The organism is uncultured Porphyromonas sp., from assembly GCF_938039215.1.
Classification (GTDB): domain Bacteria; phylum Bacteroidota; class Bacteroidia; order Bacteroidales; family Porphyromonadaceae; genus Porphyromonas.
Map to the genome: position 1 here is coordinate 20311 of NZ_CALHVI010000025.1, position 20893 is coordinate 41203.

A 20893-nucleotide genomic window follows, 5' to 3' on the forward strand; every position below is an offset into this window, starting at 1 on the left:
ATATTGCCTCGGGCCAAACGTATGCAGGGCGGCCGAAAAGCATTCGCCCCCTCACTCCAGCGATAGGAGTAAGGGGGCGAAATCGTATCAGAACGTGCGTCCGAAGCCGTGACTAGTACTTCGGATTCTGACGAAGGTTCTCAGGATTGGCCTGAATGTCGTCGGCGGGGATGGGGTAGAGCTGACGGTAAGCATCCGAAGCCTTCCCTTCCTTTACTCCTGCCTTCCAAGGCCAGACATAGTCGCCGGAGATGAACTTCCCAAAACGAATGAGGTCCGTACGACGCTGTCCTTCCCAGTAGAACTCACGACCACGCTCGGCGAGGATCTCAGTGAGCTCGGGAAGTGCTCCGTAGTTGCCCACGGTCGAGCCGTAAGCACGAGCACGCACAAGGTTGAGGTAAGTCAAGCCCTTCGCTACGTCGGCCTTGCCACGAGCGGCTGCTTCGGCGAAGTTGAGGTACAGCTCAGCCAGACGGAAGAGTGGGAAGTCCGTGTCTGCATGGTCCCCGTTGCTGCCGTTAGCGCCAGTGCTGGTGACATTGCGGAACTTGTAGACGTAAACCCCTTCGTTGAACTCCGTCACCGACTTGATCTCGCCCGTACCTACAGCCGTGATGAGGGCACGCTTGTCGGTAGCAAGGTTAGCACCGAAGAGCTTGAGCAGGCCTGCCGTAGCACGGTTGCCGTTCCAGCCACCATTGACCCCCATGTTCACCCCCGTTGCCTTCTTAGCGTCAGCTCCGGTAGAGGAATTGATGAGGAAGGTCATACCGCCCCAGTTCTGCGAGCGCTGTCCGTCGTAGTTGATGGAGAGCAGGACCTCAGGATTATTGAGGTTGTTGTCCGCTAGGAAGAGACGAGCGTAGTCGGTGTGTAGGCTGTACTTGCCCGAAGCGATCACACGCTCAGCATACGCTGCTGCATCGGCGTAGCGCTCGGTACCAGTGTAGACCTCTGCATTGAGGTAAAGGCGGGAGAGCAGTGCCCAAGCTGCAGCCTGGTCAGCACGGCCGTAGACATTAGCCTTAGGAGCCTTGAGGTCGGACTCAATAGCCTTCAGCTCAGACTCGACGTAGGCAAAGAGCTCCTTACGGCTAATCTGACGAGGATAGACCTTACCCGTGGGGGTGGACTCGTCGATGAAGGGTGGATTGCCGAAGAGATCCATCAGCACCCAGTACTGATAAGCTCTCAGGAAGCGAGCCTCAGCACGGTAGGTGCGGACGGTAGCATCCGAGCTCTGATCCTCAGTGTTCTTGAGGAACTCCGAGGCGAGCTTGATCTGGTAGATCGAGCGGTAGTAGAAGCCTCGCAGGATCGGATTAGAAGCCGACCATGAGAAGGCATGGAAGTCGGGTACCCCGCCGTCACCCCAAGCACAGATAGCCGTCTCCGTTGGGAGTTCTTGGAGGTTAAACAGGCCACGAACGAAGTCGCTCGTACCTTCGTCGATCCCTGCAATATCGCCTCCGTCGCCATTCCCTGTGAGGCCGAAGGCACCGTAGACCTTAGCAAAAGCCTGAAGGGTCTTCTCTGGTGAGGAGTAGATCGTCTTATTAGTATCGCCGTTGGTGGGGAAGCGGTCAAGGTCCTTGACACAAGAGCTAAGGCCGAGCGCACCGATAAGCCCCAGCGCCGTGAAGCTACGGCGAAGCATGTTCTTATTTGTACTCATGATTAGCTAGCCATTAGAGTGAGAGAGAGAGGTTGAGCGTGTAGGTGCGTGGCACGGGGTAGAGGCTGAAGTCGATCGCCCGCTCAGGGTCAAGACCCTTGTAGGGAGAGAGGGTGAAGACGTTCTGCACCGTAGCCGAAGCACGGAGGTTAGCACGCCCAAGGATCCGTCCGAAGTCATAGGCCAGAGTGAGGTTGTCCATCTTGAGGAACGAAGCCTTGTGCAGGTAGTAGTCCGAGATGATCTGCTTGTCGCTGCTGTTCTTGAAGTCTGAGTTGTTGATCTCAGGCGTAGTATTGCGGAAGTACTGGCCAGAGTTCAGCACCGAGGTGTGCGTCGCCATGTAGGAGGAGACGTTGTCGTAGATGTAGTTCCCGAGGCTAGCACGGAGCGAGGTTGAGAGCGTCCAGCGGTCGAGCGAGAGGCTAGTAGAGAAGCCCATGATGACCTTAGGCTCTGGGTTATGCGTGCGGTACTTGTCGAGCTCGTTGATGACCCCGTCGTTATTGCGGTCGACGAACTGGCCTTCCAGAGGCTTGCCATTAGCGTCGTACTTCTGCTGGTAGACGAAGAAGGTACCTGGAGCGTAGCCTACGGAGTGGATCTGCACGTTAGTACCCGTACCACCGGTGACACCACCTGTGGGCACACCCTGATAGCCTGGGACTTCGACAGCGTTGAGCTTGGTGATCTTGGTGCTGTTGGAGCTGATGTTGTAGCCCACATCCCAAGAGAAACGCTTGGTCTGGATAGGTGTAGCGTTGATGCTCAGCTCGAAGCCCTTGCTGGTGATGTTCCCTACGTTCGTGAGGATACGATTTGAGAAATTAGCCCCTGCAGGAGTAGGGATCTCGTTCAAGAGGTCGCTGGTGTTCTTCTGGTAGAAGTCCAGTGTCCCTGAGAGACGACCCTTGATGAAGCTGTAGTCGAGACCCACGTTGTAGGTAGCGGTCTGCTCCCAGTGGATGTTGGCATCGTAGGCAGCTGGGCGAAGCATGTTGTAGTACGTATCGCCGAACTGGTAGCGAGCCGTGTTCGTGCTCAGCGAGTAGAAGGGCAGGTAGGTGTAGTTACCGATACCGTCCTGCTGACCCGTGACCCCGTAGCCGAGGCGGAGCTTGAGGTCATCGATCCAGTAGGTATCCTTGAGGAAGGACTCTTGATTGATACGCCAAGCTAGAGCCAGTGCAGGGAAGATACCCCAGCGGTTCTCCTTGCTGAAGCGAGAGGAGCCGTCGGCACGGACGGTAGCCGTGAGGAGGTAGCGATCGAGGAGGCTATAGTTCAGACGGCCGTAGAAGGATACGAGGGTATTCTGAGGATAGTCGTACTCGAAGGGAGGGGTAGAGACAAGCGTCTTGTCGAAGGTATAGTCAGGCGTATTGTGTACGTAGGTCTTCCAGTCCTGATAGGAATACCCTGCCATGACATCCAGACGGCTTTTGATGGAGGAGAACTCCTTGACATAGTTAGCGTAGAAGTCAAAGAGCAAGCTACGCTTACGCTGGTCGTAGGTGTTGTTCGTCCCGCTCTTCAGTTCGTCGGGCTTACCAGCCTGCTTGTAGGTGAAGCGCTGCCAGCCTAGCGAAGAGGCAGCGGGGATGACGACGCTCCCCTTACCGGAGGCATAGTCGTAGCCGAGGTTGACATTGAGCTTGAGCTCGGGGAGGAAGTGGAGCTTGTAGTCGAGCTTGAGGTTGCTGATGGTACGGAAGACATCGCTCACGTCTTCCTTCTGCTCGAGGAGAGCGACGGGGTTGCGAGGAGCGAGCGTCTGGAGGTTCGCTCCGTCCATCCAAGCCCAGTAGCCACCGAAGGGTGCAAACTTCGCATCGTTGTCACGGACAGGACGCGTGGGGTCAAACTGGACAGCGGCACCGATAGCGTCCTTATTGGCGAAGCGGTTGTGCGTGGCTGTGACCTTCACGCTAGCGTCGATGGCTAGATGACTGTCGAAGAGGCGAGGATTGATGCTGAAGTCACCGCTGACACGGTTCATCTTGTCCGTCTTCAGTACCCCTTCCTGATGGTAGAAGCCTGTAGAGACACGATAGGGGAGCTTGCCTGCAGCACCGCTGATGCTGACGTTGTAGTCACCACCGTAGGCGAGCTGATAGATCTCATCCTGCCAGTCGGTGTTGGCAGAGCCGAGCTTAGAGACAGAGGCGGGGGCGATACGCTGGATGAGGGCACGATATTCGTCTGCCGAGAGGACACGCACACGGCGAGCAGCTTCGGAGAGCGAGCTCTGCACGGAGACAGCGATCTGGGTCTTCTGCCCGACCTTACCACGCTTCGTGGTGATCATGATGACACCGTTGGAAGCACGGGACCCGTAGATAGCCGTAGCCGAAGCATCCTTCAGTACGTTCATCGAAGCGATGTCCTGTGGGTTGATGGAGCTGAGGATGCTAGGAGCACCAGCTACTGCGGTGTTCTCGATGGGCACCCCGTCGATGACGATCAGTGGGTCGTTGCTCGCGTTGAGCGAAGCACCGCCACGGATACGGATACGACCACCAGCACCAGGAGAGCCGTCAGGAGTGATCTGCACCCCAGCTACCTTCCCTACGAGGAGTTCGCTAGCGGTAGAGATAGCCCCCTTCTGGAAGTTCTTCTCGTTGATGGAGCTGATAGATCCGGTGAGGTCCTTCTTCTGCATCGAGCCGTAGCCGACGACTACGATCTCCTTGAGGCTCTGAGCGCTCTCTTCGAGGACGACCTTCAGAGGGAAGGTTGCAGAAGCTAGTTCGACGGTCTTCGTCGTATAGCCGATGCTGGAGATGATGAGGTGTCCACGCTTGGGAGCTCGTACGGTGAATCCCCCGTTGATATCGGTGATAGCACCCTGAGGTGTTTCCTTGACCTTGACGGAAGCTCCGATGACAGCTTCACCCTTGTCGTCTACGACCACGCCCTTGACCTGGATCTCCTGCGCCAGAGCAGGTGCCGCTAGTAGGAGGAGGGAGAGACAGAGGTAGGTAAGGCGTAAAATCTTCTTCATTTTACGTACTCTGTTTGTAATAGATTAGTAGATAGATCGGGCTACCCTCCTCGGCAGAATTTGCCTTGAGGAGAGTAGCCCGATACGTGTTATTTACCTGAATTAGGGATGATGGAGATGGCGAAGCCACCGCCAGGGGCAGACTTTAGGGAGAGCTTAGAGCCCTTCTTCACCTTCATCTTGCGGATGGTATAGACCTCTGGGTTGGTCTTGTAGTGCGCACCCTTGGCATCGGCATAGATCGTAGCCGTGTAGGTCTTACCAGCGTCGAGGAAGTCGAGCGAGAGGGTAGACTTGTGTCCGTCGTAGCCAGCGACATTGCCGACGAACCAGCTGTCGGAGTCCTTTGCCTTACGAGCGATCGTGATGTATTCGCCTGGCTCAGCCTCGATGATCTTGGTGTCGTCCCAGTCTACAGCGACATCCTTGATGAACTGGAAGGCATCCATGTGCTTCTCGTACACCTCGGGGAGGTCTGCTGCCATCTGCAGCGGGCTGTACATCGTGACGTAGCAAGCGAGCTGATTGCAGATGGTGGTATTGACGTGAGAGTTGTTGTCAGGATTATACTTGTTGATGTCCATCTGGAAGATACCAGGGGTATAGTCCATGGGGCCACCGATGAGGCGAGTGAAGGGCAGTACCGTCAGGTGGTTGGGCTTACTGCCGCCGAAGGCCTGGTACTCCTGACCGCGTGCCGACTCCTGTGCTATGAGGTTGGGGTAGGTACGACTGAGGCCTGTCATGTGGACAGACTCATGGGCATTGACCGAGATCTTGTGCTTAGCCGCTTCCTTCACTGCGTGGAGGTAGTGGTTGACCATACTCTGGCCGTAGTGGTATTCTCCTCGGGGGATGATGTTCCCTACATAGCCACTCTTGACGGCGGAATAACCGTTGTCGGTCATGAACTTGTACGCCTTCTCCATGTGACGCTCATAGTTCCATACCGAGCTGGAAGTCTCGTGGTGCATGATGAGCTTCACGCCCTTCGACTTGGCGTAATCATGGAGCTCAGCGACGTCGAAGTCGGGGTAAGGGGTGACAAAGTCAAATACTCGGTCCTTGCTGTTGCCGAACCAATCCTCCCAGCCGATATTCCATCCTTCGACCAGCACAGCATCGAAGCCGTGCTTGGCTGCGAAGTCGATGTACTCCTTGACGTGCTTCGTGTTGGCAGCGTGCTTCCCGTTGGGGCGCACCTTGGAGTAGTCGGTCTCACCGATCTTCACATAGGGTAGATCATCGGTGTAGGCCCAAGAGCTCTTACCAGTGATCATCTCCCACCAGACCCCTACATATTTAATAGGCTTGATCCAGTCGGTAGTCTCGTAGGCGCAAGGCTCGTTGAGGTTGTACGTCAGCTTAGAGGCAAGGATATCACGTGCATCACGGCTAACGATAGCGGTACGCCAAGGGGTGTTGAAGGGCGCTTCGATGTGCCCGCGGTTGCCCTGAGCGTCAGGCGTGAGCTCGACACGGAAGATCATGGTCTTGTCGTCCAGCTCGAGGTTGATCGCTGGGAAGTCGATAAGAGCAGCTTCGTGGAGGTTGATGTACACGCCCTTGTCACTCTTGAGCATCAGCGGGGTCTGCACGCCAGTCTTGGAGAAGGCTTTCTGGGAGCAGTTCTCCGTGAATGCCTTGTCAAAGAGTCCACGGATCTCGGAGAGACGGCTGTGCTGGTAGTCGTACTCCTCGGTGTCGTAGTCGCCTGGGATCCAGTGCGCCTTGTGATCGCCCGTCATAGCGAACTCGGTGAGCTCACGCTTGACGACGTAGAAGTTGCGGTCCTTGCCCCCAGGGAACTCATATCGGAACCCCAGCCCGTCATCGAAGAGACGGAAGCGGATAGCTATGGGATCGCCGTTGCTCTTCTTACGGAGCGTGACGAGGAGTTCGTTGTAGTGGTTGCGGATCGACTTGACTTCGCCCCAGACGGGCTTCCAAGTCTCATCGAAGGTGGATTCCTTCGTCCCCGTGACCTCGAGCCCCTTGTCGAAGGACTTCTTCGAGTCGGTCATCTCCAGACCCAGATAGCTGGGGCGGATGATCTCCTGCCCATCGGTGAAGGCGAGGCGGTACATAGGTGCACCCTCCGAACTCATCGAGAAGTGTAGCTGGAGGCTCTTGTTGGGAGAGCTGATGGTCTGCGCCAGAGCACTCCAGCCTGTAGCTAGGGCGAGTGCTAGGGCGAGAACCCATTGTCTTGCTTGCTTCATACGTAGATTATTACTTAGTATATGTATCAATTTTTGCAATCTCTTCTTCCTTTTTGTCCTATTCAAGGGCTCTTTAGAAAGCAACTCAAGGGGATACAAATATAATAAGAAAAAGGGACGGGAAAATGCTAGGTTTTATAAATTATTTTAGCAAGGAGGGGCTTCTTTCCGTTAAGATGACGAACTATGGGTATCGGGATGTAGGAAATGGGGTGCTATCTTCGTCCTCCTTCTAGGAGGTAAAGGAAGGAGGCTTAATAGATTAGCTAGCGGCGCTACTGTTGCCTCGGGGGAGGTAGCAGTAGTACCTCTCTCGAGGCGCTAGTAGTGCCTCTGAAGCTTTAAAAAGGGTGCAGGGAAGTGGACTTTTGTATGTGTTTAAGAAAGGGAAAAGTGCAAAATGGGGTAGAGAATCCTGCATAGAGCTGGTGGAGTCTTAGCTTCCTAAGCGGAGAGAAGCCAAGCCTTGTCCCTCACTGCTGGCCTCGTCTCCCGAAGGGAAGTACCCCCGCTATCGGGAGGAATGATCCTAGCGAATGAACTATCTTTGCACAGATGCACTTATGGATAAGCATCATATATCATACCTCATAGATAGACCGTATAATGGGAAGTATCCTAGTCATCTTCATCGCACTGACCGCCCTTGGCATTCTGGCCGCTCTCATAGGCTATGTGCAGGCACGCCTTCGGGCTCGTCGCATCGCCCGAGGCGAAGCTGTCGCACCCGAGCAAGAGTACACCCCGCCCTCGGGTGGCTGCTGTGGACAGCATCTGACCTGTGAGCACGACAGCCTGCTGGCAGCCGTGAGCGAGCGTATCGAGTACTACGACGACGAGGAGCTCGACCGCTATATCGGCACCCCCGCCTCAGGCTATCGGGAGGCGGCGGTGGAGGAGTTCCGTGAGATCCTCCTCACGCTTGATGCCGACGATGTGCCAGGCTGGGTGCGTAGCTTACAGCTCCGAGGGATCGAATTCCCCGAGAGCCTGCGCCCCGAGCTCTACCTCATCGTGTCGGAGCATAGAGATTACCACGCCATCGTCGGCCGTCACGAGGCTACGGCGATCGTCTAGGAAGCCCAGTCTATATCATCGGGATGCCAAGCATCTTCACCTATCAGTTCTTCCAGAATGCCCTCGGGGCTTCGCTTCTGACTGCCATCATCTGTGGCTTGGTGGGAGCGTATATCGTCGTGCGCCGCATCGTCTTCGTCAGCGGGGGGATCACGCATGCTTCTTTTGGGGGGATAGGTCTAGGGCTGTACCTTGGCATCAATCCCATCCTCTCGGCTGCGGGAGCAGCCGTACTAGCAGCCTTCTCCATCGGCAAGCTCAGCCGAAGCGAAGGCATCCGGGAGGACTCGGCCATCGCCAGCGTATGGGCGCTGGGTATGGCGCTGGGGGTGCTATTCATGACCTTGACCCCAGGCTATGCCACGAGCCTGCCCTCGTACCTTTTCGGGAATATCCTCCTAGTCACGACGGGCGACCTCATCGCCCTCGGGGCGCTGGCGCTGCTCCTCGTCCTGCTCTTCGTCCTCGGCTACCGACGCATCTTGTATATTGCCTTCGATGCGGACTTTGCTCGGGTGCGGGGATTGAAGGTCGAACTCTGGGAGCGTGTCCTCCTCCTGCTCGTGGCTGTGAGCCTCGTACTGACGATCCGATCGGTGGGCATCATGCTCCTGCTGAGCCTGCTCACGCTTCCCCAGACGACGGTAGGCCTCTTCACCTCGGACTTCCGACGGATCATCTTCGGCTCGATCCTCCTGTCTGCCCTTGCCAATATAGGGGGGCTTCTCCTGAGCTACTACGTCCTGAGCGTCCCCTCGGGTGTCCTCATCATCCTGCTCCTTTTCCTCTTCCTCGCTCTCGGCAAATGTCTCAGTGCTCTCCTCAGGAAAAGAAGCCTACGTCGCTGACGGTACACCTCGGGAGCCTCTGCCTGCTCCTCTGTGTCCTCGCCTTCGGCACTGCTTGCTCTCGGCAAGCCAATACCGCTGCCTCCCGAGGGTGGCAAGCCTTCATCACCCGCTACAACGTCCTTTATAATGCTTCGGAAGCCTACGAGGCCTCCTACCGAGCCTTCGTCGAGGCTACGCGTGAGGATTACTCGGAGCGTCTCTATCTGGATCCCTTAGCCCTCAGTCTGGAGCGAGGGGAGAAGGCTGGGAACTTCTCCCGTGCGATCGAGAAGGCCGAGAAGGCGATCCGTGAGCACAGCATCACCCGCAAGCCTCTGAAAGCCCCAGGCTGGCGGCGCGACCCCGTGGCTGTGCGCCTCGATCAGAAGAGCGAGTACAATCCCGCCCTCTCTGAGGCTTGGCTCCTCCTCGGACAAAGCTACTTCTACGAGGGTCGCCTTGCGGATGCTCGCTCCACCTTCGAGGATATCTCCCGTCGCTATGCTACTGAGCCCGAGGTGCGGGATGTAGCTCGGCTCTGGCTCGTGCGCCTCGCTACGCTCTCGGGGCGCTACCTAGAGGCCGAGGAGGAGCTTCGCCAGCTCCATGAAGGAGGCGATACGCCCGAGAAGCAAGCCCCTTACCTCTATCATCAAGCTCGCGCCGAACTCTCCCTCGCCCGAGGAAGAGATGCCGAAGCTCTGCCTCATCTCAGCTTCATCGCTGGGCGGGAGAAGCATCCGCTCCTTCGGGCTAGGCTTTTCTTCCTCCTAGGGCAAGTGGAGGAGGCTCTCGGACACCGAGCCGAGGCCGAGCATGCCTTTGCTCGTGCTGAGCGTACGGCTCCACTCCCTCCGCTAGAGCTTGCTGCCCACCTGCGTCGCCTTGCCCTCCAGAGCGAAGGGGCTAGGGGAAGCGCTCGCTTGAAGGCTCTGGCTACCAAGCGTCGCTATGCTCCCTACCAAGATGAGGTCTATCTGGCGCTCTCGGGGCGCTACCTCGCCCTTGGGCAGAGGGCAGAGGCGAAGCACAGCCTGCAGCTAGCTGTGAACTCCTCCCAGCAGAAGGGGCATGCTTGGGCTGCTGCTTGGGCTGAACTTGGACTGCTGGCGCTCGAGGAGCGTCGCTACCCCGAGGCGCATGATGCCTTCGCTCTCGCTCTACCCGCCCTCTCGCCCAAGCACCCCAAGTACCCTCGCCTCAAGGAGCTCCTCCCTGGGCTTCAGCTCCTTCGACCATCGGCTCTTCTTGTTCGGCGCTCCGATAGTCTCCTTCGTCTAGCCAACCTCCCCGAGTCCGCCCGCTTAGCTCATGTAGATAGCCTTATCCATCAGGTGCGCTCCCGTAGGCGAAGCTCCCTGCCTCTAGGTGCTCACCGAGGGGTACAGCTTCCTCCTAGTACTGAGGTGGGAGGAGGGAAGCGGGGCTTCTACTTCGATGATCCTAGGCAGATCGCCGAGGGTCGTCAGCGTTTCCTTGAGCTCTGGGGCGACCGTCCCCTCACAGACGACTGGAATAGATCCCGTCGTGCGCTTTCGCTGGATCCTTTGGCGGGAGAGCAGGGCTCCCCGCTCGCCAAGACCGAGCCTTCGGGGGAAGAGCTCCTAGAGGGCACAGACTCGCTCGACCGAGCCTTCTACCTCCGAGATCTCCCGCTGACGGCCGAGGCGAAGGACTCCCTCTCTACTCGCACCGCTACCGCCCTCTACGAGATGGCAGGCCTGCTCTCCGAGCGGCTGGAGCTCCTCTCCGATGCGGATGCCGTCTATAGTCGGCTCATCCGAGACTACCCGCTCTTTCCCCAGCGGGAGGAGGCTTGCTATAAGCATCTGCTCCTAGCCCTTCGACGAGGGCACGAGGTGGAGGCTGAGCGGCTCCGTAGGCACTTCCTCTCGGAGTTCCCGACTTCCCCCCGATCCACCCTCCTTGGGCAAGCGGATTATCTCGCTGAGCTTCGCCGTCTTGACACGCTCGCAGGGAGACTCTATGAGGAGGCTTGGACGAACTATCGGGCGGGTGAGCAAGCGGCGGTGCTCTCTGCTCTGGAGCGGCTCCACCAGCTCCCCATGATCCCCGAGGAGCTTCGCCCGAAGGCTCTTCTGCTCTCTGCCCTCTCTGAGGCAAGTCAAGGACGTGAAGCCCAGCTGGAGCTTCAGCTATCAGCCTTCGTGGAGCAGTACCCACGGGAGGAACTCTTGCCCTATGTCTCTTCGCTTCTGGAAGGCCTTCGGGTTGGACGCAAGCTGAAGGGCGGGACGCTACCCCCTTCCTCCGAAGGGAGCTCTACGGGTGACTCGGTCGTACCATCCTCCGCCCCCCTCTTCCTCCCTCCCACGCCCGAAGAAATTCCTAGCCTCCTTCTCCTCTATACCGAGGGCGAGATCCAGCCTCATGAGGTGTACTTTGCCCTCATGACCTTTGGCTATTCGACCTTCACGCAGTGGCCTCTACGTGCCGAAGCCTTGCTCCCGACGAGCGGGCTCTCGGGCTATCTCATTCAGGGCTTCCGCTCTCAGGATGAGGTCGCTACCTACCTAAGGAAGGCAGCAGCGACGGGTGGCCTTCGCTCCTTGCTCCCCCGAGGAGTGCAGCTTCTTCCCCTCACGGAGGCGAACCGCATGAGGCTCTCTCGGGAGACCTTAGAAGCCTATCTTAGCTTCCTCAAAACCCTCCCCTAGGAGGCACAACGGCCCGTCTCAGACTTCCCGAAGAGGCTCGGGTGCAGATAGACTGCTAGAAAAAGCTTATTTTTGTGTGCCTTAGTGGCTTAGCTTGGTTGCATCCTCAAGGGGCTTACCGAGCTAGGCGGGCTCCTATTTACATCACAATAAAGACTATACACGAGTTATTCATGGAGAAGGTAATACGTAGGGCACTCATCTCGGTGTACCACAAGGACGGACTAGCAGAGATCTTAGCGCTCCTTCATAAGGAGGGTGTGGAGTTTGTCTCGACTGGCGGGACAAGTGCGTTCATCGAGAGCTTGGGTTATCCTTGCGTTGCCGTCGAAGACTTGACCAAGTATCCCTCGATGCTTGGAGGCCGAGTCAAGACCTTGCACCCCGCTATCCAAGGGGGTATCCTCGCCCGACGTAGCCACGAAACAGACCAGAAGGAAGTCGCTGAGTACGGCCTCTCGCTTATTGATCTGGTCATCGTGGACCTCTATCCCTTCGAAGCTACCGTCGCCTCTGGTGCTAGCGAAGAAGACATCATCGAGAAGATCGACATAGGTGGTATCAGCCTCATCCGCGGTGCTGCTAAGAACTTCGAGGATGTAGTCATCGTGCCCTCGCAGGCCGACTATGCTACCCTCCACGAGATCCTTACGGCTCATGGAGCACGTACCACGCTCGCTGAGCGTCGCCACTTCGCTCGCCGTGCCTTCGCCGTCAGTTCGCACTACGACTCGGCGATCTTCCGCTACTTCGATGGGGAAGAGCACTCCGCCCTTCGCCTCACCGCTGACGGCGCTAAGCACCTACGCTATGGGGAGAATCCCCACCAGCAGGGAGTCTTCTACGGCGACCTTGAGCGCTACTTCGAGCAGCTACACGGCAAGGAGCTCTCCTACAACAATCTTCAGGACATCGAGGCAGCCGTCTCCCTCATCCAGGACTTCTCAGAGCCCACGTTTGCCATCCTCAAGCACAACAACGCTTGTGGCTGCGCTTCTCGCCCCACGATCCTAGAGGCTTGGCAGGCTGCACTGGCTGGTGACCCCGTCTCCGCCTTCGGAGGGGTGCTCGTAGCCAACCGCCCCGTGGACCTCGAGACCGCCGAAGAGATCAACAAGCTCTTCTTCGAGGTGCTCATCGCTCCAGACTTCACCGCCGAAGCCCTTCCCATCCTCGAGAGTAAGAAGAACCGCATCCTCCTGCGCCAGCGTGAGGCGATCCACAGCTCGTGGTCGTACCGCTCGATGCTCGGTGGAGTGCTCGCACAGGAGACCGACCGTGCTGTGGAGACTAGCGCCGAGATGAAGCCCGTTACTAAGGTAGCTCCCACGGACAAGGAACTCGTGGATCTCGTCTTCGCTACCAAGCTCGTCAAGCACAGCAAGAGCAACGCGATCGTCCTCAGTAAGGATGGTCAGCTCATCGCCTCGGGGGTCGGACAGACTTCGCGTGTCGATGCCCTCCAGCAAGCTATTGCGAAGGCTCGCCACTTTGGTTTTGACCTCCACGGAGCCGTCCTCTCAAGTGATGCCTTCTTCCCCTTCGACGACTGCGTCACGCTCGCTGCCGAAGCTGGGATCACAGCTATTGCTCAGCCTGGGGGATCTGTACGTGATGCCGATAGCATCGCCGCCGCTGACCGCCTTGGGGTAGCGATGGTGATGACAGGCGTGCGCCACTTCAAGCATTAGAATTAAGACAATACGACTAAGATAAGAATGGGACTTTTTTCCTTTAGGCAGGAGCTGGCGATGGACCTGGGTACTGCCAATACCATCATCATCAAGGATGACAAGATCGTCCTCGATGAGCCCTCTGTAGTAGCCTTCGACAACCGTACGGGCGAGATGATCGCCGTGGGCACCAAGGCCCGAGAGATGTACGAGAAGGGCAACGCTAATATCCGTACTATCCGCCCCCTCCGAGAAGGTGTGATCGCAGACTTCGACGCTGCTGAGCACATGATCCGAGGGATGATACGCATGATCAGCCGTCGTCGTGGGTGGTTCACCCCTTCGCTACGTATGGTCGTCTGTATCCCATCAGGGAGCACGGAGGTAGAGATCCGTGCTGTCCGTGACTCCAACGAGCATGCGGGTGGACGTGATGTCTACATGATCTACGAACCCATGGCTGCTGCTATCGGTGTCGGCATAGACGTACTTGCTCCTGAGGGGCACATGATCGTAGACATAGGTGGCGGTACTACCGAGATCGCTGTCATCTCCCTGGGTGGAATCGTCGAGGATCAGTCCATCGACACCGCAGGCGATGAGCTGACGCAAGACATCATGGACCACATGCGTGACCGACACCAAATCAAGGTCGGGGAGCGCACAGCAGAGCAGATCAAGATCCAGGTAGGTGCTGTCTATGCCGACCTAGACGATGCTCCTGCCGACTTCACCGTATGGGGTGCGAACATGATGGACACCATGCCCCGCAAGGTCGATGTCAACTATCGTGAGATCTGCGAATGCCTAGATAATTCGATCGGGAAGATCGAGAGCGCCATCCTGCGTACCCTAGAGGCTACTCCTCCTGAGCTCTATGCCGACATCGTGGCTAACGGGGTCGTGCTGACGGGTGGTGGAGCACTCCTGCGTGGGCTCGACAAGCGCCTCAGTGAGCGCTTCGGTCTGCAGTTCAAGATCGCAGAGAACCCTCTTCACTCCGTCGCTATCGGTACCGGTATCGCGCTGAAGAACGTGCATAACTTCAACTTCCTCTTCCGCTAAGCTCTTTGTCCTAGCTCCGTCTCCGTGGATAAGCTCCTTGAGTTCCTCCAGAAGTATCGGCACTGGTTCGTCTTCATCCTTTTGGAGGCGATCGCCCTTGGCACGCTCTTCAATGGGACGCTCTATTCACGGAGCCTCGGTTGGTATGCCACGAGTACCGTCTTCGGGCGGGTAGGCGAACTGATGACAGAGGCGTGGAGCTACATCGACCTAAGACCCAAGAACGAAGAGCTCCTTCGGGAGAACGCACGGCTTCGAGCAGCCTATACGCTCCTCTCTCGGCAGATGCAGGATGCGGAGGCACATGGTCGCCTCCCTCACCTGCATGCTACCGACAGTCTCCCCGTAGACCCTTCATCGGTGATCATCGCTCGGGTGGTCAATCGCATTGCCCCTACGGGTGAGATCTACTACACGATCAACAAAGGACGGCTCGATGGTGTCGAGCCCGATATGGGTGTGATGAGTGCTTCGGGGGTCGTCGGGGCGGTGATGACCGTCTCCGACCACTATGCGCTAGTGATCCCTGTACTCAATCCCAAGATCCGCCTCTCCTGCACTCTCCTCGGGCAGGAAGTGAGCGGGACACTCACCGCCACCTCCAATCCCAACGCTAACCATGCGATGCTGAGCAACGTACCTCCACATGCTCAACCACATCTGGGGGATACGATCACCACGAGTGGCTACTCCTACCTCTTCCCCGAAGGGATGATGGTGGGCACGGTCTCTGATACCATCCCCGTCAGGGTCAAGGGCAGTGCAGGGACCTTCGCCAACTATCAGGTGCGCCTAGCGACGGACTTCCAGAGTCTGCGCTATGTCTACATCATCCGAGAGAAGCCCGCACGGGAGGTGCGAGCCCTCGAAGACTCGATAAGCCCCAAAGATGAATAGTCCCTATCTGCGCTTTGCTCTCTTCTCGGTGCTCTTCGTAGCGCTGCAGGTGTGGGTCTTGAGTCCCATCGCCCTCTTCCGTGTAGCCACACCTTACCTCTATCCTTTTCTCCTCTTGCTACTCCCCGTAGGCACGAGTAGGAGCACGCTCTGTATCGTGGGCTTTGTCTTAGGCTTCTTGATCGACTTCTTTGGCCTAACGCCTGGCTTGCATGCCTCAGCATTCACGCTGACGGCCTTCCTGCGTCAGCCCATCCTCTACCTACTTACGGAGAAGAATACGCCCGAGCATCTCCTGCCACTCTTCCCCACGCTGCGGGGTGGGGCGGTACTGCTACTCACCCTCCTTCTGCTCATACATCATGTGCTCCTCTATAGCCTAGAGGCGGGTATGGGGCTAGCGAGCTGGCATCTCCTGATGAGCTTCGTGGCGGGCTATGCTTTCTCTTGGGTACTTTCGGTGATGACGCTCTTCTTCTTCGGGACAGGAGAAGGGGCACGTGCCAAGTAATCACTCCCTATGGTCAACGACGAGCTCTTCCGTAGACGCTGGCTGATCATCGGGCTCACCTTCGCCATCGTCGGTATCTTCATCGCTCGACTCTTCTCCCTGCAGATCGTCAGCAATGACTACAAGCGGCGAGCGGAGAACAATGCCTATTACATCCTCACCACCATACCTGCCCGTGGGGTCATCTTCGACCGCAAGGGCGAGCTCCTCGTAGCTAATCGTCCCATCTACGATCTGATGATCGTCAATCATGAGGCTAAGGGCAAGCTCGACACCACGCTACTAGCCTCGACGCTGGGCCTTCCCCGTGAGGAGATCGTCCAGAAGCTCGAAGCCGTCCGTGACCGAAGGGTCAATCGTGGTTACAATCCCTATACCCCGCAAGTCTTCCTCTCCCAGCTCGAGCCTGAGGAAGTAGGGCGCTTCGAGGAGCAGTTGTATAAGTTCCCCGGCTTCTCGGTACGCTCTCGCACGATCCGTCAGTACAACTACCATCATGCTGCCCATCTGCTAGGCTACCTCTCCGAGGCGAGCACCACGGATCTCGAGCGGGATAGCACGATCATGCGAGGCGACTTCGTCGGGCGAAGTGGTGTCGAGCGTACCTATGAGGAAGTGCTGCGAGGAGAGAAGGGGGAAGAGATCTTCTACCGTGATGCCCGTGGACGCATTCAGGGGCGCTTCGATGCTGGAGCGCATGACCGAGCTCCCGTGGCAGGACGAGACCTTACCCTCTCGATCGATGCGGGTCTGCAGGAGCTAGGCGAGCGCATGATGCGGGGCAAGCGTGGTGCCATCGTGGCTATCGAGCCTGAGACGGGTGAGATCCTAGCCCTTGTCACGGCACCCAACTATGATCCCGAGCTCCTAGCGGGTAAGAGTAAGGGGGAGAACCACCGCATGCTCGAAGAGACCTTCGGTAAGCCGCTCCTCAACCGTGCGATCCAAGGGAACTATCCTCCAGGCTCTACCTTCAAGCCCGCCCAAGGAGCGATCTTCCTCGCCGAAGGCTCCATCAATCCCTCGATGGCTCTCTCGTGCTACCACGGCTATCCACCCCTAGGGAATCGCCCGAAGTGTCACAGCCATCCCAGCCCTATCTCCCTTGTCCCAGCCCTTGCCACCTCGTGTAATGCTTACTTCTGCTGGGGCCTACACTTCATGCTCGATGACCGCAAGCGCTACCCCTCAGCAGCCGTCGCCCTCGAGCACTGGAAGCAACGTATTGTGTCCCTCGGCTACGGCTACCGCCTCGGTGTCGACCTCGTCGGCGAGAAGCGTGGCTACATCCCGAATAGTGGGGTCTATGACAAGGTCTATAAGGGACGCTGGAATGCTAGCTCCATCATCTCGATCGCCATCGGGCAGGGGGAAGTCCTCGCTACTCCTCTACAGATAGCGAACCTCGCAGCCCTCATCGCCAACCGAGGCTACTACATCCGTCCGCACGTCGTCCATTCGATCAAGGGCATGCCCATAGATACGATGTACCGCAATCACCAGCCCACGGGGATCTCTCGGGAGCACTGGGAGTACATCGTCGCAGGTATGGCTGGGGCGGTCACCGGGGGTACGTGTCGAGGGGCGAACTTCGCCCCAGGCGAGATCGAAGTATGTGGGAAGACGGGTACGGCGGAGAATCCCCATGGTAAGGACCACTCAGCCTTCATCGGCTTTGCCCCACGCTCCCAGCCCAAGATCGCCGTATCGGTCTATGTCGAGAACGGGGGCTTCGGGGCACAGTTCGGCGTGCCCATTGGTCGGGTGATGATGGAGTACTACCTGCGTGGCGGTAAGCTCTCGGGCTCAGGCGAAGCGATCGCCTCTTCGATGGAGCATCGGACGATCTCCTATATCAATGATATCTAACTACCCCTAGCCGTCCTCAAGCATGCGACAGTCCTCTTCCTCCCCCTCCTTCATTAGGAACATTGACTGGGTGACGATCCTGATGTATCTGCTCCTTGTCTTCTTCGGATGGCTCTCCATCTGCGGGGCTTCGTACAACTTCGAGACGGAGGAGCTTCTTAGTCCTGGGGGTCGTCCTATGATGCAGCTGCTTTGGATCGGGCTCGGTGTACTCATCGGCTTCGCTGTCCTCTCGCTCAATACCGACATCTACGAGGTGGGGGCACCGCTCTTCTATGGGGCGATGATGCTCCTGCTGATGGTGACCATCGTCATCGCCCCCGATATCAAGGGCTCCCGCTCGTGGCTCGTGCTGGGGCCTGTGCGCCTACAGCCAGCAGAGTTCGCTAAGGTAGCTACGGCCCTTACCCTGGCCTGGCTATGCAATCAGTACGAGTTCAAGATCGACTCCATCCGTAGCTACCTCAAGATCTTCGGGATTATCTTCTTCCCCATCCTGCTGATCCTACTCCAGCAGGAGACGGGTTCCGCCCTTGTCTTCCTAGCCCTCTTCCTAGCCCTCTACCGAGAAGGCTTCTCGGGGCTCTTCATGGGGCTAAGTGCTTCGGCAGCGGTCTACTTCATCTCGGCACTCGTGCTGGAGGATACTCTGTGGTGGGAGCGTACAGATGCAGACTTCTTCTTCGTCTGCAATGCTATCCTCGTCTTCTCCGCAGCCCTCTTCGGCGTCTATACCCATGATTGGCGCAATCGCTGGCGCTACCTCTTCTCCGGAGCGGGCATTGTCGCTGGGGTCTACCTCATCGCAGGGATTGTGAACTTCTTCGTGAGCTTCAACCTCGTCTATGTAGCCCTCGGTCTGGTCCTCCTCCTCGTCGGCTACTTCGCCTACCTAGCACTGAGGGAATACCTCCTTCGCTACCTCCTCTTGGCGGTCTTTGCCCTAGGTTCGCTGGGCTTCTTCTTCTCGGTGAACTATGTCTTCAATGATATTCTCCAGCCTCACCAGCAGGTGCGTATCAAGATCGCCCTCGGCATCGAGAGTGACCTCAAGGGCAAGGGGTACAACGTCGACCAGTCGAAGATCGCCATTGGCTCGGGGGGCTTGACGGGGAAGGGCTTCCTCAAGGGGACGCAGACCAAGCTGAACTATGTCCCCGAGCAAGAGACGGACTTCATCTTCTGCACCGTAGGCGAAGAATCGGGCTTCATCGGCTCCTCTGCTCTCCTCATCGCCTACGCTATCTTCATCCTACGCATCGTCGCACTCGCCGAGCGCCAAGTGACGAAGTTCGGGCGGGTCTATGGCTATTGTGTGGCCTCGATCTTCCTCTTCCATCTCTTCATCAATGTCGGGATGGTGCTGGGGCTCGTCCCCGTGATTGGGATCCCCTTGCCCTTCTTCAGTTACGGGGGCTCTTCGCTCTGGGGCTTCACCTTCCTCCTCTTCATCTTCCTCGGCATCGACGCCCGTCGCAAGCAGTACACCGGCCACTAGGCACACGGCTACGGCTCCGTAGCTAAGGGGAGATACCTTACTAGACTTCATAGCATCTTATCACCTTACGCAATCAAACATACAAGACTATGGGAATAGAGAAACTTACCACTTTAGCTTTTTCAATGTACTTCAATAAAGGAGCCTATGCGCTACTGCTAGGCTCTGGTATCTCTCGCTCTGCGGGTATTCCTTCAGGCTGGGAAGTAGAGGAGAAACTGATCCAGATGCTAGGAGATTTACAAAAGGTCTATGGGGTCAAGGATTGGCATCAATGGTATAAAGAAAGGTATGGTGGGCCTGCCTCTTATTCTTCTCTCCTTGGTGAGCTTGCCACGACCCCCACAGAGCGGGAATCGCTAATGAAACCTTTCTTCGAGCCAACGGAGGAAGAACGGGAATCGGGGAAGAAGGAACCCACCAAAGCGCACCGAGCGATCGCTCAGCTAGCCAAGGAGGGTTATATCCGTGTGATCTTGACGACGAACTTTGACCGCCTCCTCGAGATGGCTCTTGAAGCCGAAGGGGTTACTCCACAAGTGATCACTCATGAAGGGGATATAGCGCAGAGGACACCCTTAGTACATAGCGATAGGCCAACAATCGTCAAGATCAATGGGGACTATATGGACTGTAAGTTCAGAAATACGACGGAGGAGCTGGATGAATATCCAGAGGAAATGAAGCACTACCTACAGCGAGTATTCGAGGACTATGGTTTAGTGACCTGTGGCTGGTCGGGAGACTGGGATAAGGGACTTATTCGGATAATGGAAGGTGCACCACGCTCTCGGTATAGCTCTTTCTTTACTTCCGTAGGAGAAGCGGGGGCAGGCTTGAAGTCGCTGTCCCTAAGTCGGGAGGGAGAGACTATGCTGATCAAGGGCGCTGATGAGCTATTCTCCGAGCTCTGTGAGCAAGTTATGGCATTGAAAGAGCTCGCTGTGAGGACTAACATGAGCCAAGAGGTGAGGATCGCACGAGTGAAGAAGTACCTCTCTTCAGAGCAACATGCCATCGACTTTGCGGATACGATAGAGCAATGGTGCACCGAGGCTTATAAGCAGATCTCGGAAGTGGCTCGTTATGATTTCCAACTTACCCGAGAGGCATTTGACCGCTATTTGAAGATCCATCTTTCTGCAGTCACTCCTCTGCTGGAGGCAGCTGTACTTACTGCAAGGTGGGGGAAAGAGTGGCAGATCCAACTCTTTGGAGACGTATTGATCAAGTTATGTACAAAGGAATGGAGGTATGGAGAAAGCTATAGAGGTGATACGATCTATTTACATGGGTTAGCTCCGATGCTACTGCTTAATGCCTTAGGTGTCGCATGTGTGAAGTATCAACGGTTTAAAGAGTTGAATATCATCTTGAGTAGTACTGTTTCTCAGGAGAACTTTAGGTATAATCAGAGGCGCTTCCAATTGATAGCGATACTTGGTGATGTATATTGGGGATCTGATATGTGGAATACACTAATGGGAGGATGCGATGATTACCCCTTCAGTATGTTCTTCTTGGGGCATTTAAGGTCTCTATTTAAAGATTGCTTCACTGCTGGATCGGAGTATGACAATGTGTTTTATATCTGGGAACATCTGAAATCCCTTATCTTCGGTTATAATAGGCCGCCTGAGCTGAATTTTCGTCTGCTTCTGGGGAACTTCCTTCATCAAAGGGAGGAGTATAGGAGGGCATCTCAAAAGGGAGTTCAAGAACCTTATATCCTATTCTTTGAAGGGGCTGATAGATTGAAGGATGACTGGGAGCCTATCAAGCAAGGAATGTTTGGAGGTAGCTATGATAATTATAAGCAGATTTATGCTCAGGCAGAGGAGTATTACCAGCAATGGATAAGACACTAGTTGCGTCCAATAGACATCTTTCA

At 56.6% G+C, this 20893-nt stretch carries 13 protein-coding genes; 10 read left to right on the forward strand and 3 right to left on the reverse strand.

Annotated elements, in window-relative coordinates; translation table 11 throughout:
- Positions 1-112: 112 nt before the first annotated feature.
- The 3 genes from Q0336_RS03360 to Q0336_RS03370 all read right to left on the reverse strand — a co-directional run bounded on the left by Q0336_RS03360 (position 113) and on the right by Q0336_RS03370 (position 6904).
- Positions 113-1678, reverse strand: coding sequence for a RagB/SusD family nutrient uptake outer membrane protein (locus tag Q0336_RS03360; protein ID WP_298525707.1), 1566 nt, complete (start codon positions 1676-1678; stop codon positions 113-115).
- A 13-nt stretch (positions 1679-1691) separates the two neighbouring features.
- Positions 1692-4682, reverse strand: a complete 2991-nt coding sequence (locus tag Q0336_RS03365) for a TonB-dependent receptor (RefSeq protein ID WP_298525709.1) — start codon at positions 4680-4682, stop codon at positions 1692-1694.
- 89 nt (positions 4683-4771) lie between these two features.
- The gene (locus Q0336_RS03370) at positions 4772-6904 is read right to left on the reverse strand and encodes a glycoside hydrolase family 97 protein (RefSeq protein ID WP_298525711.1); all 2133 of its coding nucleotides are present in this window, start codon (positions 6902-6904) and stop codon (positions 4772-4774) included.
- Positions 6905-7510: 606 nt separating this feature from the next.
- Here Q0336_RS03370 and Q0336_RS03375 point away from each other — a divergent pair.
- The 10 genes from Q0336_RS03375 (at position 7511) to Q0336_RS03420 (ending at position 20870) form a co-directional block, all read left to right on the forward strand.
- Complete coding sequence (locus Q0336_RS03375; RefSeq protein WP_298525713.1) at positions 7511-7981, forward strand: phospholipase; 471 nt, start codon at positions 7511-7513, stop codon at positions 7979-7981.
- A gap of 23 nt (positions 7982-8004) precedes the next feature.
- The gene (locus tag Q0336_RS03380; RefSeq protein ID WP_298525716.1) at positions 8005-8829 is read left to right on the forward strand and encodes a metal ABC transporter permease; all 825 of its coding nucleotides are present in this window, start codon (positions 8005-8007) and stop codon (positions 8827-8829) included.
- Positions 8787-11489 carry a hypothetical protein gene (locus Q0336_RS03385; RefSeq protein ID WP_298525718.1) on the forward strand — a complete coding sequence of 901 codons (2703 nt, stop codon included), beginning with the start codon at positions 8787-8789 and terminating at the stop codon, positions 11487-11489. The genes Q0336_RS03380 and Q0336_RS03385 overlap by 43 nt, the downstream gene beginning before the upstream one ends.
- A 173-nt stretch (positions 11490-11662) precedes the next feature.
- A complete protein-coding gene (gene purH, locus Q0336_RS03390) occupies positions 11663-13180 on the forward strand; it encodes a bifunctional phosphoribosylaminoimidazolecarboxamide formyltransferase/IMP cyclohydrolase (RefSeq protein ID WP_298525721.1) in 1518 nt (505 codons plus the stop codon).
- A 27-nt stretch (positions 13181-13207) separates the two neighbouring features.
- Positions 13208-14227 carry a rod shape-determining protein gene (locus Q0336_RS03395; protein WP_298525724.1) on the forward strand — a complete coding sequence of 340 codons (1020 nt, stop codon included), beginning with the start codon at positions 13208-13210 and terminating at the stop codon, positions 14225-14227.
- A gap of 24 nt (positions 14228-14251) precedes the next feature.
- On the forward strand, positions 14252-15124 hold the full coding sequence (gene mreC / locus Q0336_RS03400; protein WP_298525727.1) for a rod shape-determining protein MreC: 873 nt from the start codon (positions 14252-14254) through the stop codon (positions 15122-15124).
- Positions 15117-15635 (forward strand): rod shape-determining protein MreD, encoded by a 519-nt coding sequence (locus Q0336_RS03405; RefSeq protein WP_298525730.1) that lies wholly within the window; start codon positions 15117-15119, stop codon positions 15633-15635. Before mreC ends, Q0336_RS03405 begins: the two co-directional genes overlap by 8 nt.
- A gap of 9 nt (positions 15636-15644) precedes the next feature.
- Positions 15645-17504, forward strand: coding sequence for a penicillin-binding protein 2 (gene mrdA / locus Q0336_RS03410; RefSeq protein ID WP_298525733.1), 1860 nt, complete (start codon positions 15645-15647; stop codon positions 17502-17504).
- Positions 17505-17526: 22 nt separating this feature from the next.
- Entirely contained in the window at positions 17527-19002 is a 1476-nt protein-coding gene (gene rodA, locus Q0336_RS03415; protein ID WP_298525736.1) for a rod shape-determining protein RodA, read from the forward strand.
- 89 nt (positions 19003-19091) lie between these two features.
- A complete protein-coding gene (locus Q0336_RS03420; protein WP_298525739.1) occupies positions 19092-20870 on the forward strand; it encodes an SIR2 family protein in 1779 nt (592 codons plus the stop codon).
- Positions 20871-20893: the final 23 nt, after the last annotated feature.

Coding starts and splice junctions, on each gene's coding strand:
- Q0336_RS03365 (WP_298525709.1), bottom strand. CDS start 4,682: ATGAAGAAGATTTTACGCCTTACCTACCTCTGTCTCTCCCTCCTCCTA.
- rodA (WP_298525736.1), top strand. CDS start 17,527: ATGCGACAGTCCTCTTCCTCCCCCTCCTTCATTAGGAACATTGACTGG.
- Q0336_RS03360 (WP_298525707.1), bottom strand. CDS start 1,678: ATGAGTACAAATAAGAACATGCTTCGCCGTAGCTTCACGGCGCTGGGG.
- Q0336_RS03405 (WP_298525730.1), top strand. CDS start 15,117: ATGAATAGTCCCTATCTGCGCTTTGCTCTCTTCTCGGTGCTCTTCGTA.
- Q0336_RS03395 (WP_298525724.1), top strand. CDS start 13,208: ATGGGACTTTTTTCCTTTAGGCAGGAGCTGGCGATGGACCTGGGTACT.
- Q0336_RS03420 (WP_298525739.1), top strand. CDS start 19,092: ATGGGAATAGAGAAACTTACCACTTTAGCTTTTTCAATGTACTTCAAT.
- Q0336_RS03370 (WP_298525711.1), bottom strand. CDS start 6,904: ATGAAGCAAGCAAGACAATGGGTTCTCGCCCTAGCACTCGCCCTAGCT.
- Q0336_RS03375 (WP_298525713.1), top strand. CDS start 7,511: ATGGGAAGTATCCTAGTCATCTTCATCGCACTGACCGCCCTTGGCATT.
- Q0336_RS03380 (WP_298525716.1), top strand. CDS start 8,005: ATGCCAAGCATCTTCACCTATCAGTTCTTCCAGAATGCCCTCGGGGCT.
- mrdA (WP_298525733.1), top strand. CDS start 15,645: ATGGTCAACGACGAGCTCTTCCGTAGACGCTGGCTGATCATCGGGCTC.
- purH (WP_298525721.1), top strand. CDS start 11,663: ATGGAGAAGGTAATACGTAGGGCACTCATCTCGGTGTACCACAAGGAC.
- Q0336_RS03385 (WP_298525718.1), top strand. CDS start 8,787: ATGTCTCAGTGCTCTCCTCAGGAAAAGAAGCCTACGTCGCTGACGGTA.